We start from the raw sequence: 14,117 nt of genomic DNA, 5'->3' as shown, positions 1-14,117 counted from the left end.
TCCCCGCCCGTGCGGTGCCGGCGCCTCGGTCGATGCAACAGTGCCGGCCGGGCCGGCTGTTCCCTGCGCGGCCGGTTGGCCTTCCAGGCGTCGGAGTTGCAATGCGAACGAGGTACAAGCGCGACGTGCACGTCTCAACACCACCACGACAGCAGGCTGGCCTTCATTTCCGTGCACGGCTGACGGCGGTGCCACCGGTGCCGTCGGTGGTGAGGCTGAGGAGTGCGTTGATATTCAGAGACGCGGAGAGCGGTGAGGAGGCGGCTCCGGCGTGGACCTGCTGGAGCCAGGCGGCAGACACACGCCGGACGCAGGCGGTGGGGGGAAGTCGGTCGTACGGCGCCCGGCCAAACACATGATCCTCACCTGGGCGGGAGACCGTCACGAGATCTTTCGCCCCGCGTCGGGCATTTGCCAGCGCAGTTCAGTGGCCTCCGCAGCGCGCTGCCAGCTGAGGGCTGTCCCGTAACTGCTATCGGCCGCCGGCTCGAGCCTACGGCCGAACGCACCGCGCCAGATGGCCGTACTTCATACCGCTGGAGTAGAGCTGTCCGTCGTGGGTGCGACCCGTGAACTTGATGCCGTGGGTACGCCGCTCAACAAGGGTCAGCCGGAGAATCTTGCTGCCGCGCTCGGTCGAAAGCTCAAGGAGGTCGCCGGGCTTGAGGTCTTCGGCGAGGACATCGACGGTCATGGCGGGGATGCTACGACTTGATCATGATACGGATCTGTGAGGGGTGGTCATATCTGAGCCGCCCGAGAAGATCAGTCACAGGTGGCATGATCTTGTGATGGCTGGTGTGATCACGGCGTCGGAGCCGTCTTGGGTAGCCCCGTTCTCCGGACTGAGCCCGCGCGCCTTCGGGAAGCTGGTCACGGTTCTGCGGCGTGAGGGCGCGGACGCGGCCCGCAAGGGGCGGCCGTGGAGCCTTCCGCTGGAGGATCGGGCCCTGCTGGTCGCCGCTTACTGGCGCACAAACTTGACGATGCGGCAGATCGCGCCGCTCTTCGGAGTCTCGAAGTCCGCAGCCGACCGGATCATCGACCACCTCGGGCCGATGCTCGCACTCCGGCCCCGTAAGCGATTCGCCAAGGGCACTGTCCTCATCGTGGACGGCACGCTGGTGCCCACCCGTGACCACACCATCGCCGCACAGTCGAAGAACTACCGGTACTCCACCAACCACCAGGTCGTCATCGACGCCGACACCCCCCGGTCGTCGTGATCGGCCAGCCGCTCGCCGGAAACCGCAACGACTGCAAGGCATGGGAGGAATCCGGCGCCAAAGCCGCCGTCGGCAAGACCATCACGATCGCCGACGGCGGCTACTCAGTTACCGGACTCGTCATGCCGCACCGCCGCCGGAAGGGCGAGGGCCTACTCGACTGGAAGGAAGCCCACAACAAGTCCCACAAGCAAGTCCGCGCCCGAGTCGAGCTCGTCTTCGCCCGAATGAAGACCTGGAATATCCTCCGCGACTGCCGCCTCAAGGAGGACGGCGTCCACCACGCGATGCTTGGCATCGCCCGGCTGCACAACCTCGCCATCGCCGGATAGATCGCGGACCGCCTACCGACCAGCCACATCCGCACCGACTCAGAGATCATTTACGGGACAGCCCTTGGCCAACGTGGACGCGTGCAGGAGACAGTCGAGCAGATCCTCCACCTGCGCCAGGGAAAGCCCGCACAGACGGGTGAGCAGGTCTGTCTCGGCGCTGCCCGGCTGCCCCGCGGTGTGGGTGGCCAGTACCAGGGGGGTGAGCTGCAGCGCGGGTGGTGCCTCCTGCGTGACGCCGAGCGGGGCCGGGTGCAGTGCCCAGTGGGCGGCACGGACCCGGTCACTGTGGGTGGGGGACTGGGCGAGGGTAGCGGCATCCAGCAGCTGCGCCGCCACGCCGCTGTGTACCCTCTGGACGCTGGAGAAGGAGCAGTGCAGCCAGCCGGCGTGCACCAGTTCGTGCCAAGGAGCCGCATACCCGGCCAGTCGCATGCCGCGCAGTAGGCCGCCGGGCCGCCAACCCGGTGGTGGAGCAGATCTTCACCGCCCAGCGCGACCGCGCCCAGCTGGTCATGGTCGGCGACTCCGCCCAGGCCATCTACCACTGGCGCGGCGCCCGGGATGTCATGACCGGCTTCGCCGGCACCGCCCTGTCCCTGTCCCAGTCCTTCCGCTTCGGTCCCCGCCTGGCGGAGGAGGCCAACCGGTGGCTCGCGGTTGCCGACGCTCCCATCCGCCTCACCGGCTTCGAGACGGTGCCGACCGAGGTGGGGCCGGTCCAGCGGCCGGATGTGGAGCTGTGCCGCACCAACGTCGGCGCCATGGCCACCGTCATGGACCTCCTTGCCGCCGGCCGCCGCGTCGGCCTGGTTGGGGGAGGAGACAGTCTCCAAGCTCTGGCCGTGGCCACCTGCTGGGGCGAGGTCCAGGACTACGCTGCCCACGACCCGGCCGGCCGCGATCTACAGCCCCTGGTCGATCTGGTCGATACCCACGGCACTGACGCCCTGCTGACCGCCATGGCCCGCATCGTGCCCGAGGGCCAGGCGGAGGTGACCGTCTCCACCGCCCACAAGGCCAAGGGCCGTGAATGGACCACTGTGCGCATTGCCGAGGACTTCACCCCACCCGAAGACAGCGACGAGCACGACGAGGCCGGCCGCCCCGTGCCCGGCCCCATCGACGTCGGCGAAGCACGGCTGGCCTACGTCGCCGTCACCCGCGCCCGCCATCACCTGGACCTGGGCGGCCTGTCCTGGATCAACGACCCCCCGCCGGCAGCCCGACCTGAGGGTGGTGCGCGCTCGCGCATCGCCCGGCAGCCCGCCCGCTCCTCCTTGTACAGGGTCATGGCGCCGGCCGGTACTACACGGTCGTGGCCGTAGGTCCCTCAGCCTGCGTTGGTATCGGTCGTGAACTCGGTCCGAGAAGCGGCCGCAGGCCGGACATGCAGAGGCGGCCGCCCGGCCTCTCGCCACCACCTCGACCGTGCCGAACGCGGCCGTAACCGCCTCGAGATCCACATCGCTGATCCCCTCGAACATCACCGAGTCCCAGAACGGTGCATTGGTCTGCATGACCAGCATCATCACCGCCCACAACCGACCGCCGCAGTGGCCGGCAGACACTTGAGGGAGCGTCAATTGTGATCGACGGACGACAAGGCGTACTCGGTCTCACGCCAACCGACTCCTCGCAATCGAACATCGGGGTAACGCTCCGCGACGACTCCCCAAGATCTATGCCAGAACCGAGCTTTGGCAGCGCCTGCGTGCTTGACTGCTGAGCATCGAGACGGCCCAGGGGAAGGTGCTGGGCATGCCGCTGAAACCTTTTGCACGTGCTGCCGTCCGGATGATGAGGTGGCACGGTGGCCAACCACGATGAGGCGGCGGCTGTCCGACCGTCGACACTGGCTTGGGTGAGTCGGCACCTGGAGGTCGGCGAGCGGATCGTCAGAACCGAGGTGCTGCATGGCGGCATCACTGCCGACATGCGGAAGCTGACCATCGGCACGCGGGACGGAGGCACCCGTCACCTGGTGCTGCGGTCTTTCGTCGACCCGTTCTACCTGGGGCATGCCGAGGACTGGCTGAACAGGGAGGCCAGCGCCCTGATACTGCTGGCGGGGACCGGCGTGCCGGCTCCTGGACTGGTCGCGGCTGATCCGATCGCCGCGCATTGCGAGTATCCCTCGCTCCTCATGACACACCTGGCGGGGCGGGCGGTCCTCGACGACGAGGGGTTGGAGATACGCCTCCCTCTGTTGGCCCGTCAGCTTGTGGCGATCCACGCGTTGCGTCCCGCCGAGCGGCCCCGGCAGTATGCGGCGTTGACGACCGCCGACACCGTCGTGGTTCCGACGGGTGCCGACGCGGCGGCATGGGCCGCGGCGACCGACGTGATCCGCAAGCCCGCGCCGTCCTATGACGGGAGCTTCCTGCACCGGGACTTCCAACCCAGCAACGTGCTGTTCGACGTGCCGCCCTCACATCCGGCCGGTGCCCGGGTCTCCGGCGTCGTCGACTGGGCAGCGGCCTCCTGGGGCCCAGCGGATCTCGATGTGGCGCACTGCTGCACCAATCTCGCGCTGCTGCACGGCCCGGCGTGGGGTCTGCGGTTCGCTGAGGCGTACGGGGAGGCTGGCGGGGTGCTGGCCGAGGCCGCGAGTGAGCGGCTGTACTGGTGGGCGCGGGATGCTCTGGCGTGCTCGGAAGAAGTGCAGTCGGTGGCGCAGCCATGGCGGGAGGCAGGGAGGGCGGAGCTGACGACGCGAGCTGTGGAGGAGCGGCTGGATGCCTATGTCACCGCCCTCATGGACACGCTGGGCTGAGGCGAGCGACCACCAGCAGAGTGGTGGTGATCACCAGGCCGCAGAAGTGGCACCGGTTGGTCTTTCCGTCGGCTCGTGGAGCGTGGAACGCCGGCGTTCCACGTCAGTGCCGGCGCGCCGCCAGGCGCGGTCCGGTGCCGGCCTCCGAACACGTCGCCGACAGCGATGGCAACGCTGTGAACCTGTCAACGAACGTACCCGCACCCTTACCATGACCAAGCTCGCGATCACACGGGGGACTTGGGGGCGGCGGAATGATTCGGTTACGGCGGGCGATGGCGCACTGGCGTGTGGCGTGGTTGGCGGCGGCCGCCCTGTCCTGGTTGTTGTGCCTGCCGTTCTTCGGCCCCTACGCGGCTGTGACCGGTCTTGCCGTCGCGGGCGCGGTCTTCTGCCGCGCTCTCCTCGGTCGCCTCTGCCTTCCCTCCCGGTACCCCGAGCGTCGAGTGCTGGTCTGCGCGCTCACGACCGGGCTGCTGCAGGGCGGCGGCGCCTGGGGGCTGCGGTCGAAGGCGCTGCCCGTCGCCTACGGGGAAGCCGCCTCCGGTGCCTACCCGGAGCCGGCGCGGATGTTGCTGGAGTGGCTGGACGGGCAGGCGTACGGGGCGCTCTTCGGCCCCTCGTACGCGCAGTGGTACTGGCCGCTGCTGGTGGCGGGCGCGGGGCTGCTGGCCGGCGGGGGGAGTGTGGCGCTGCGTGAGTGGTCGGCGCGGCTGGCCGCCTCGCGCGACCCGTTCGACGAGCGGCTGCGCACCTCCGAGGCGCCGGAGCCGGTGACCCGCACCGAGAGGGTCTTCCTCAGCTATTCCCGCAAGGACACCGCCCTCGCACGCCGACTGGTCGACCGTCTGCAGGGACGGGTCGGGGAAGTCTGGGTCGACTGGCAGGACATCAAGCCTTCCACTCAATGGCGCGAGGAGCTGAGCGAGGCCATCCGCTCCTCGGACGCGCTGGTGGTCCTGGTCAGTCCGCACTCGCTTCGCTCCCCGTATTGCTGGGACGAGTGCAAGCAGGCCATCGCCCTGGGGAAACGCATACTGCCCGTGATCGTTTCGCCGGACCTCACGCAGGGGGTCACGGTGGCGCTGCGCGACGCGCAGTGGGATGAACTCACCGCATATCAGCGCCTGGACATGTCGGCCCCGCAGGCGTTCGAGGCCGGAATCGACGCCATCGCCCGCTTCGTCTCCCAGGAGCACGAATGGGTGGCGTTCCATACCCGCCTGGGCCTTCAAGCGCACGCCTGGAAGGCCAACGGCAGCAGCGACGGCCTGCTGCTGCGCCCGCACGAGGTGCGCCTCGCCGAGTCCTGGCGGCGCAACACCCCCACCGACCCGGCCTTCAAGGCCGAACTCACCACCCTCCAGAAGGATTTCATCGCGGCGAGCGGTGCGGCGGTACGGCGCCGGGCGCGGCGCGGGCGCGTCGGCGGGGGAGCGGTGCTGGGCGCCCTGCTCGCGCTCGGCTCCCTGGTGGTCTCGGTCCAGACGGACACCGCCGAGGATCGCCGCCTGGCGCTGTCGCGCACCCTGGCGTCGGCCTCGGGGGCGGCCCCGTACCCCGGTATGCAGCGGTCGCTGCTGCTGAGCGCGGCGGCATACGAGACGGCGGGGACCAACGCGGCGCGAAGCCGGATGGCCGAGCGGCTCTTACGGTTCAACCACGTGGCGAGGGTACTGGCGACCGGGGTTGACGAGGTCAACGACGCGGCCTTCAGCCGGGACGGAGAGTCGTTCGCCTTCGCCCTGTCCGACCCCGAGCGCACCCAAATCTGGGACACCGGCCGGTGGCGGCAGCGCACGACCATCCCGGGCGTCCTGCCCCGAGACGAAGAAGGGCCTTGCGAATTACCTCAACTGAGTCCGTCCGGCGACTCGCTCACGTGCCAGGACGGCAGAGAGGAGCGGCTTGAGGAGGCGGGGTGGGATCCGGGCGAGGGCAAGTACGTGGCCGCCCTCTCGGAGGACGGCCACCGCGCCCTGGTAGGCATTGAGGGGGCGGAGCGCGAACGGCAACCCGGTTGGGTCGAGCGCGAACGGGCCGAAGTCTGGGACGTGGACAAGCGCCGCAAGCTGGGAGAGGTGGACATCGATCAGCTGCAGGAGCGGGGGCTGAGGATCGGGACCGCCATCGACGACTCAGGGCTCTCGGCACTGGTCACCGATCCGGTCCATGGCATGTGGCTGGCGGCATCCAGGTACGGGGTGGTGCCATCCGCCGACCCCGTTACCCCCTTTCTGGGCTTGGACGCCACCACCAGAATCATCCACAGCCCGGACGGCAGCAAGGCCGTCACCCTGACCGAGGACGGCACCCTCCTGGCGTGGGACACCCGCTCGGGCGGTCGGCTCGCCGCGGACATCCCCGTGCCGGGGCTCGCCCCGGATCAGCTCTTCAACCGCACCGTGCTGAGCCCCGACCGCCGCACCCTGGCCGTGGCGAAGGGCTCCGAGGTCCGACTGCTGAACACCGCCGACGGATCGCAGCGTGGCCGAGTCCGCCTCGGCGGCAGAGGCGATGCGCTCGCCTTCTCTCACGACGGCCGCCGCCTCGCGGTGACGCACGTGGTGTTGGACAGGGGCGAGAAAACGGCCCAGGGAGCCCAGGGGCCGCCCGGCCGGCTCATCACGGAGATCTTCGAGATGCCCAGCGGCCGGCGGACGGCCGTGCTGCGCAGCCCGCACCAGACCGCCATGGCCTATGTCGGAGGGATGGCCTTCTCCACCGACGGCCGCCGGCTGTTCATTGCCGAGACGCGTTCGAGCCGCATCCTGGAGTGGGACCTCAGGCGGCAGCGCGTGGCCCGGACCTTCACCTCGCGCGAGGCCGGCTTCCTCGACCAGATGGTGATGAGCCCGGACGGCCGGAGGCTGGCGGCGGTGGACCGCCAGCAGGTGATACACCTCTGGGACACCGCCTCCGGCACGCACACCGCGCTCCCGAAGCCCGCCGAGGGCGCGCTGGCCTTCACTCCCGACAGCCAATGGCTGTTCAGCGCCGGGCAAGAGGGCATCCGACGATGGAGGTTGTCGGACTACCGGGAAGAAACGCCCCCGCTCGCGGTGGGGCGCAATCAGTACATCCGCAGCATGCGCATCGCGCCCGACGGCAGACATGCTGTCCTGGTCTCCGCCGACCGGGACACCCTGTGGTTGGACAACGTCGGCGGCGACGTACGTCTGTGGGACCTCACCCGCCAGGAGCCCATCGGCCCGGTACTGGCGAAGACCACCGGCTCGGCGGTGCCGGAGCTGACCCCCGACGGCACCCGCGCCGTCTTCGCCGCGCAAGGGAAAATCCTCTCCGTGGCGGTATCACCCCGCGCCTGGCACCAACAGCTGTGCGCGCTCACCACCCGTCCGCTCGGCAAGGACGAGTGGCGCGCGGTCGCGCCCCAGCAGCGCTATCCGTCGGTGTGCGGCCGGCAGGAGTGACCACTCACACGGCGCGACCAGCAACCGCCTATTCCGCCTGCCACCTCACCATCCATGCCTCGTTCTGGATGGATATCACGTCCTCGCAGCGCTGTATGAAACCGCTGTCCTCCTGGCCGCCGCCCCCGTCAGGCGCGTCCGCCCTCCGCTCCCATCGCTCCACCAGTCGCTCCAGCTCCAAGGCCGTGCGGCTGAACTCCAGCTCCTGGTAGTCATATTTGGCTGCCGCGGCGTGGTCACCACGGCCACGGTGACCGTGGTGACCACCGCCGTCCAGGTACCCGTGGCCGCCACGCCGAGTGCGCCGCCCGCCGCGGCCAGCGCCGCCGCGGCAGCCCCCAGGGTCATTTCGACGCGGCGCGCCGCGGCCAGGCGGCGGCGCATGAGCTGGGCGCGCGGCCGGTAGTACTCGGTGATCTGGCGGCGCAGGCGCAGCTCGACGTAGGTCGCCGTGTCGTGGACCTGCGGCAGGGCGCGCTCGGCCGGTGCGATGCCGGCAGTGTGACGTATGAGATCGCTGGCGTCCTCTTCCAGGGTGGCTGCCCGGTCCAGCAGGACGGCGTCGGGAGCGTCCGTGTGGTACGGACCCGCGCCCGCGAGGTGGCGATACAGCTCGGACTTCAGCGCCTCGGAGACCGACCTCAGTCGTGTCAGTCGCGCACCAGGCCCGGAGTCGCCCGCTGGGCGGCCAGCGGTGCGCACCTGGCGGCGAGCGCGGCCGCGAAGGCCAGCGCCTTCCCGACGGCCGGGCTGGCGCCCATGGTCTGCGCGGAGGCCGCGCCGCCGACCGCCGCGCAGATCCCCAGCGCCAGGCCCGCCGCGCGGGACCGCTGGATGGTCGCCTTGACCGCGTCGGCCGACTGGGACCACACACTCTGCCGCCGCCACACCCGGAGCGCAGCCGACTCGGCGCGCCCGCCACCTTCCTGATCACCTGTCATATGTTCATTGTGCGCAAGGTGTTGGGCGTACTCCGCGAGTTTTCTGCTCCCGCTCATCCTCGGTGCGCACCATGGCGGCCACGGCGTCGAGGGCAGCGGGATCGAGTTCCCAATTCCTGCAGGTCACAACCACACACGGACCCTAGCAGTCGCCGTCCGACACCTGCAGTCCCTTGCCGGCTCCTGCGGTCCGGCCCACGATGTCCGGCACGCAGGCGGCCTCGTCGAGGGGGTAGGAGTAGGGGATGCTGACCGAGGTGTTGGACTGAGGATTGGGGCCCGCGGGGTTGTTTTCCTCGCCGGGGCTGGACCAGGTCACGTTGTCGAAGGTGTTGCCGCTGACCTGCCAGTAACCGGCCGCGTCGGTGTAGAAGGTGCCCAGGACGTCCTTGGAGTCCTCGAAGTAGTTGTTGTCCACCTTGGCGCGGGCCCCTGCCCGGGAGTTGATGCCTGACTCGTTGAGGCTCACGTAGTGGTTGTTGTACATGTGGGCCGTACCGCCCCGCAGCAGGGGAGCCCGTGAGTCGATGTTCTCGTACAGGTTGTGGTGGTACGTGATGTAGCCGTTGGAGACGTCGCTCTCGCTGGACCCGACGAGGCCACCGCGGCCGGAGTTGCGCAGGATGCTGTAGGAGAGGGTCACGTACTGGGTGTTGTCCTTCATGTCGAAGAGGCCGTCGTACCCCTCCGACTCGCCGCCCGATGCTTCCAGCGTGGTGTGATCGACCCAGACGTTGCGGACGTCGCTCTCCATGCCGATGGCGTCGCCGCCGTTGGACGTGGGGGAGCCGGACTTCTTGACGTTCTTGACGGTTACGTTCTGGATGATGATGTTGCTGGATTCCCGGATGTGGATGCCCAACTGGTCGAAGACGGCTCCGCTGCCGACTCCGACGATCGTGACGTTGCTGATCTGCTTGAGTTCGATCACGCCGGCGGCGGTGTTGCAGCTGTCGCCCGACACCTTGGCGGTGTTGCCGTGATTGACGGTGCCCTCGACCTCGATGGTGATCGGGGTGCTGCTGCTGGCCCGGTTGCACAGGGCCGTGTGGATCGCGGTCCCTGTGGTGGCGCGTACCGTCTGGCCGCCCGCACCGCCGGTGGTCCCGCCGTTCTGGGTCGCGTAGCCGGTGGCGCCGGCGGTCGCCGCCGATGCCTCGGGTAAGGCCGGCCCCACACCGGTCGCGGCCGCGAGGGCCACCATGGCCGTCGCCGCATAGAGCCACACTGCGACTGGTCGTCTCATGCTCGTCTCTCCATTTGTCGTCGAATGCTGGGTGCTCCTGCATGCCCTGGTCGTCGCAGGGGGCCGTTGAGGTTGCCGACCTGTCGCTGGAAAATCCTTCGGTGGGCCCGGGACTCGGGTTCCCCTGCGGGGGAGGGGAGCGGGGGGCTCGTACGGGGACGGTCGTAACGAGCCCCCGCTCGGCGCTTGGCGTGCTCACTTTCGCCCCGCCTAGGCGACAGTCGTCAGGCAGCGTAGGCAGGTCGTCATCGACCGCACCGCCGCCCGACCCTGCTCGATGGCAAGCGCGGTGCGGTTCCCTGCAGCTACCCGCCGTGCCGCAACAGCTGAGCGTTTTGCCGGCGTCCCCGGGACACCATCGCGCGGCGTGCGTGAGTACCCCTGGCGTTCCAGCCGTTGACTCTCCCGCCCCACGGGTTTGCGGCTCCCGGCTTCGGCGACTGGACAGCGGTACTTCAGGAGGTTGCCACCAGCCGCAAGCTCCGCGATCTACCCGCCGATCACCCGTTGAACGATATCCGTGGCCTGCTCGCCGACCAGTACGCTGCCGATGCGCGGCAGCGACTCAGCGACCGCCGTAACGACGAGGCCCACCTGCGGCGCATCGACGCCATCGACCTGCCGCACGCCACCGACACGGCATTCGCCGACCTCACCTGCCTCGTGACGAAGGCCCGGTTCCTCGCCGACTCGCCCCTCCTACAGATCACCGATGTCCGATGGAACTCGCTGTCGCGGACCGCCGCCATCGAGTACCGCGAACTGATGGGTGACCACCCCGTCGTCCCGACCAAGACCATGACTTCCGGCAGCAACGACCTGGAGACCGACAGCCTCTACCTGCGAGACTCCGAACACAATCTCCATCCGCTGCGCCCCTTCCTGATCGGACGGGACTGTCCCACGTGCCGCACCTGGTCGACCTTCCACGTCGACAAAGTCCCAGGGAGCACTGCAGTGACCTTGAAGAGCCTCGAGCACGGACACATCCTCGAAGACGACGGCCCACAATCGGTCACGGCTTTCAAAAGTGTCGGCTTGTTGTGAGAACTCCTGACAGCACAAGTAGTCGTTCATGCGGGCAGCGGGTACCGGAGCGGCTGCAGCGCCCCGGAGACCTGTAGCGGAAACGTTCGGTCACCGCAGGCGCCGTTAGGGCTGAGAGGGTCTGGCCGTCTGCCCGGGGCATACTTGTTGCGCTTCCCCCGTGCGGCCTGCCGCCACTCCTGGAGACGTGGCGGCGACGGCGCGGCAAGAGCGCAGCATCAGCTGCGGTGTCCTGTGCAGTGGTGGAGTTCGAAAGGCACTGCGTCCCGGGTCAGCAGGGAGGTGACTTGCTGGGTTCGGCTTTCGGGGCTGAGGAGCATCAGCAGACGTTGGGCGCGGGAGGCTCCTACGTAGAGCACGCGGCGTGATTCTGCCGCTGTGCCGCGGTTCGGGCATGCCAACGAACCGGCGGCTGGCTGATCACCCATGCCCCGAGACCGGGGGACGCTCAGCAACACACGCCACGGCCCGCCGCGCCCGGCGGCGCAGGCGGGCGTGGCGTGTGCGCCTGGCAGATCACGCAGAACCCCTCGTCTCGGACGGGGGGGGGAGGCGTCGCACGCGTCGCCCGCAATGCGCTGCGCGGGCAGCGAGTTGCGTTAGTCCTGGCGGTTGGTCACCTCGATGAGGTGAAACCCGAACTGGGTTTTCACCGGTCCCTGGATGGTGTTGAGGGGGGCGGAGAAGACGACGGTGTCGAATTCGGGAACCATCTGCCCCGGGCCGAACGAGCCGAGTTCGCCGCCCTGGCGGCCGGAGGGGCAGGTGGAGTTCGCCTTGGCGACCTCGGCGAACTCCGCTCCCGCTGCAAGCTGCGCCTTCAGCTCATTCGCCGTGTCTTCGGAGGGCACGAGAATGTGACGTGCAGAAGCCCTGGCCATGAGTGACATCCTTTCGAGTATGCGTATGCCGGCCTCAGCCGGTGTGAGGCCGTTGCCACCATCTAAGCGTGCCCCTCCCAGGTGACCGGCGGCGGGCAGCATCGGCACCACCGCTGGCTGTCCGCGGCTGGGCCGCGCCGGTTCGCGCATGGTGTGTTGGCGGGACGTGAGTGAGGCGTTTCCGGGACGTCAGGGGCTGCGGGAAGGGTGGTGTGCACACTGCGGGAACGATCACAGAAGGCTCCCGCACAAAGAGCAGGGGATCTTGATCATGCGTACTTCCCGGATTCGTGCCGTCACTCTGGCCGGCGTCACCGCCGCGCTGGCGCTGGGCCTGACCGCCTGCGGCGGCACCGACGCCGGTTCGAAGGCAGCCGGCGGCGACAATACCGCCGGTACGACGCAGAGCCGGTCCGCATCGGGCACAGACGCCAAGGGCAGCGCGGAGCAGGCCAGCGGCGGCGGCACCACGAAAGACGTGCGCTCGAGGTCCGCCTCGGGCGGGACGGAGGAGGCCGCGAACACGGGCCAGGCGGCCGGCGCCGGGCAGTGCCGCGGGGATGAGATGCTGCTCACCGCGGTGCACCGGTTCGCCGGTCAGCAGGGCGACCACCTGCTGATCACCGCCTCGAACGAGGGCACCACGCCGTGCTGGGTCACCTCCTACCCGGCCGTGAAGCTCGGCGGCGACGTCGATGTGGCCGCACTGCCGCACTCCAAGAAGGACAAGCCGGGCGGGAAGGAGCACCTCACGCTCCAGCCCGGGGCCAAGGCCTACAGCGCGGTGAACCTCTTCGACTACGGCTCGGGGCACCACACGGAGCAGTCCTTCGCCCTCGCGCTGCGCGGCGCGGACGGCCAGGCCGGCCCCTTCTACTCGGTCGTCATGCGGGGCGAGGAGCCGCAGTTCAGCTGGAACGAGGCCGACGTGCTGAACTGGAGCACCGAAAAGCCGTACGACTTCTGACGCTCCGTCGGCCATGGACCTGGCCGCCTTCCGTCGGGGAGACGCGGCGTCGCTCGTTCGAGCGGGCCCGACGGTTGCGCAACTGCCACACTGATCTGCGCGGCGCATGAGGTTTTCCTGTCCGTGCCCCATGGCTTCCGGTGGCCGCGTTTCTTGACGATGTCTGCCGTCCTTGTGACGTGCACTGAGACGCAAAGAGCGGCCCGGCAACAGCCGGGCCGCTCGCCTGTCCAACAACAGGGGCTGTGTCGCAGACAGCCGGGCTGGTGCCGCAGTTGGTCGCGATCGCCGTCCCCTACGGCATACCGGTCTACCCCTGCTCCGGCTTCAACACCGGCAAACGCGCCGCCGCCCAGCGCTCGGCCGCCGGCTGCGGTGCGCCGGTCTTGTGTCGGTGAGCTGTGTCAGGTGTGTTCGTTGTGGCTGGTGGCAGGCTCGATCGGTGGCGTTGACTGACGGCGGGTTGGTGCGGGGTGCGATGTCAGGAAGCGGCAGATCGTATGGTCGCCGACTGCCGTGGGAGGAACGCATCGCAGTGCAGCTCAGATGTCTGAGGAAGCCGCGGGGCCAGTGACAACAACTGTGCTTTGCGCCTTGCTGGCGACAGGTAACGCGCCGATCTGGTGACAGCCACTATGCTTCGCTCGATCGAAGCCGGAGTCAGCGGACGCTGAGGGTGGCATCTCTTGTGCTTCGGCTCAGTGTTGTTGAGGACCCACTTGGCAGGTGAATAATCGCTACCGGCCGCAAGTGTTCTGTCTTTGAGGCACGGTGAGCCGTTCCTCAGGGATCCAGAACCTGGTCACCGCCCTTTCGCTGATCACCAAGGCGAAACTCAAGTTCCAGCAGTCTTTCTGCCTTGAGCGCTGCTACGGCGTGGGCACGGATGCCGTATCGGCCGTCAAGTACGATCTGGCCATCCCGCAACGGCCGGCACCGCATCCCAGGGGCGCTCTCCTTCAAGGCCCCGTTCAGGTCGACCGCCCGGGAGTGGCTGTTGTGGTCGGTCGCCGATCATCGAGTGCGACCGCCACAACTCGCCGGACGGATCCGCCTCGCGCAAGGCGAACCGTTCCAGCGCCTCGTGCGTCGGTTGACCATGCCGGGCGCGGCCCGCTCGATGCCGCGTCGCTGCGTGGACTGCGGCACGCGTGCGGGTCCGGGTTCGGGGCGTGCGGAGTCAGGCGGCTCTCCTGCAGGGGTCGCTTGGGTACCTGGCGTGAGGTCCCTGTGCCGCCTGCTCGATGTCCTTGACCGGTACCGGGAG

At 68.9% G+C, this 14,117-nt stretch carries 10 protein-coding genes and 3 pseudogenes; 7 read left to right on the top strand and 6 right to left on the bottom strand.

Features of this window, described 5'->3' with window-relative positions; translation table 11 throughout:
- Positions 1-493 precede the first annotated feature (493 nt).
- Positions 494-694 (bottom strand): hypothetical protein, encoded by a 201-nt coding sequence (locus tag AB0I82_RS33205; RefSeq protein ID WP_363261183.1) that lies wholly within the window; start codon positions 692-694, stop codon positions 494-496.
- Positions 695-791: 97 nt separating this feature from the next.
- On the opposite strand from AB0I82_RS33205, the pseudogene AB0I82_RS33200 reads away from it, so the two are divergent.
- Positions 792-1,558 (top strand): annotated as a pseudogene (locus AB0I82_RS33200) (transposase).
- A gap of 39 nt (positions 1,559-1,597) precedes the next feature.
- Here AB0I82_RS33200 and AB0I82_RS33195 read toward each other — a convergent pair.
- Positions 1,598-1,993 (bottom strand): hypothetical protein, encoded by a 396-nt coding sequence (locus AB0I82_RS33195; RefSeq protein ID WP_363261182.1) that lies wholly within the window; start codon positions 1,991-1,993, stop codon positions 1,598-1,600.
- Between the two features lie 26 nt (positions 1,994-2,019).
- On the opposite strand from AB0I82_RS33195, the pseudogene AB0I82_RS33190 reads away from it, so the two are divergent.
- The 3 genes and pseudogenes from AB0I82_RS33190 to AB0I82_RS33180 form a co-directional block, all read left to right on the top strand.
- A pseudogene (locus tag AB0I82_RS33190) lies at positions 2,020-2,886 on the top strand (3'-5' exonuclease); the annotation flags it as partial.
- 485 nt (positions 2,887-3,371) lie between these two features.
- Positions 3,372-4,334: an aminoglycoside phosphotransferase family protein gene (locus tag AB0I82_RS33185; protein ID WP_363261181.1), complete on the top strand. Its 963-nt coding sequence runs from the start codon at positions 3,372-3,374 to the stop codon at positions 4,332-4,334.
- Positions 4,335-4,609: 275 nt separating this feature from the next.
- Positions 4,610-7,768, top strand: a complete 3,159-nt coding sequence (locus AB0I82_RS33180; protein ID WP_363261180.1) for a toll/interleukin-1 receptor domain-containing protein — start codon at positions 4,610-4,612, stop codon at positions 7,766-7,768.
- A gap of 75 nt (positions 7,769-7,843) precedes the next feature.
- Here the strand turns inward: AB0I82_RS33180 and AB0I82_RS33175 are convergent, their stop codons facing one another.
- From AB0I82_RS33175 to AB0I82_RS33165, 3 genes and pseudogenes are all read right to left on the bottom strand, one after another.
- On the bottom strand, positions 7,844-8,470 hold the full coding sequence (locus AB0I82_RS33175) for a hypothetical protein (protein WP_363261179.1): 627 nt from the start codon (positions 8,468-8,470) through the stop codon (positions 7,844-7,846).
- Positions 8,419-8,709, bottom strand: a complete 291-nt coding sequence (locus AB0I82_RS33170; protein ID WP_363261177.1) for a hypothetical protein — start codon at positions 8,707-8,709, stop codon at positions 8,419-8,421. Before AB0I82_RS33170 ends, AB0I82_RS33175 begins: the two co-directional genes overlap by 52 nt.
- Before the next feature lie 145 nt (positions 8,710-8,854).
- A pseudogene (locus tag AB0I82_RS33165) lies at positions 8,855-9,955 on the bottom strand (pectate lyase); the annotation flags it as partial.
- 507 nt (positions 9,956-10,462) lie between these two features.
- On the opposite strand from AB0I82_RS33165, the gene AB0I82_RS33160 reads away from it, so the two are divergent.
- Positions 10,463-11,002 carry a hypothetical protein gene (locus AB0I82_RS33160; RefSeq protein WP_363261176.1) on the top strand — a complete coding sequence of 180 codons (540 nt, stop codon included), beginning with the start codon at positions 10,463-10,465 and terminating at the stop codon, positions 11,000-11,002.
- A gap of 599 nt (positions 11,003-11,601) precedes the next feature.
- Here AB0I82_RS33160 and AB0I82_RS33155 read toward each other — a convergent pair.
- The gene (locus tag AB0I82_RS33155) at positions 11,602-11,883 is read right to left on the bottom strand and encodes a peptidylprolyl isomerase (protein WP_363261338.1); all 282 of its coding nucleotides are present in this window, start codon (positions 11,881-11,883) and stop codon (positions 11,602-11,604) included.
- Positions 11,884-12,154: 271 nt separating this feature from the next.
- Here AB0I82_RS33155 and AB0I82_RS33150 point away from each other — a divergent pair, with 271 nt between their 5' ends.
- The gene (locus tag AB0I82_RS33150) at positions 12,155-12,850 is read left to right on the top strand and encodes a DUF4232 domain-containing protein (protein WP_363261175.1); all 696 of its coding nucleotides are present in this window, start codon (positions 12,155-12,157) and stop codon (positions 12,848-12,850) included.
- A 245-nt stretch (positions 12,851-13,095) separates the two neighbouring features.
- Positions 13,096-13,248, top strand: coding sequence for a hypothetical protein (locus AB0I82_RS33145; RefSeq protein ID WP_363261173.1), 153 nt, complete (start codon positions 13,096-13,098; stop codon positions 13,246-13,248).
- Positions 13,249-14,117: the final 869 nt, after the last annotated feature.

It is taken from the genome of Streptomyces sp. NPDC050315 (assembly GCF_040655775.1).
GTDB lineage: Bacteria > Actinomycetota > Actinomycetes > Streptomycetales > Streptomycetaceae > Streptomyces.
Note: the sequence above shows the minus strand (reverse complement) of the source record. Positions and strands in the feature narration are given on the sequence as shown.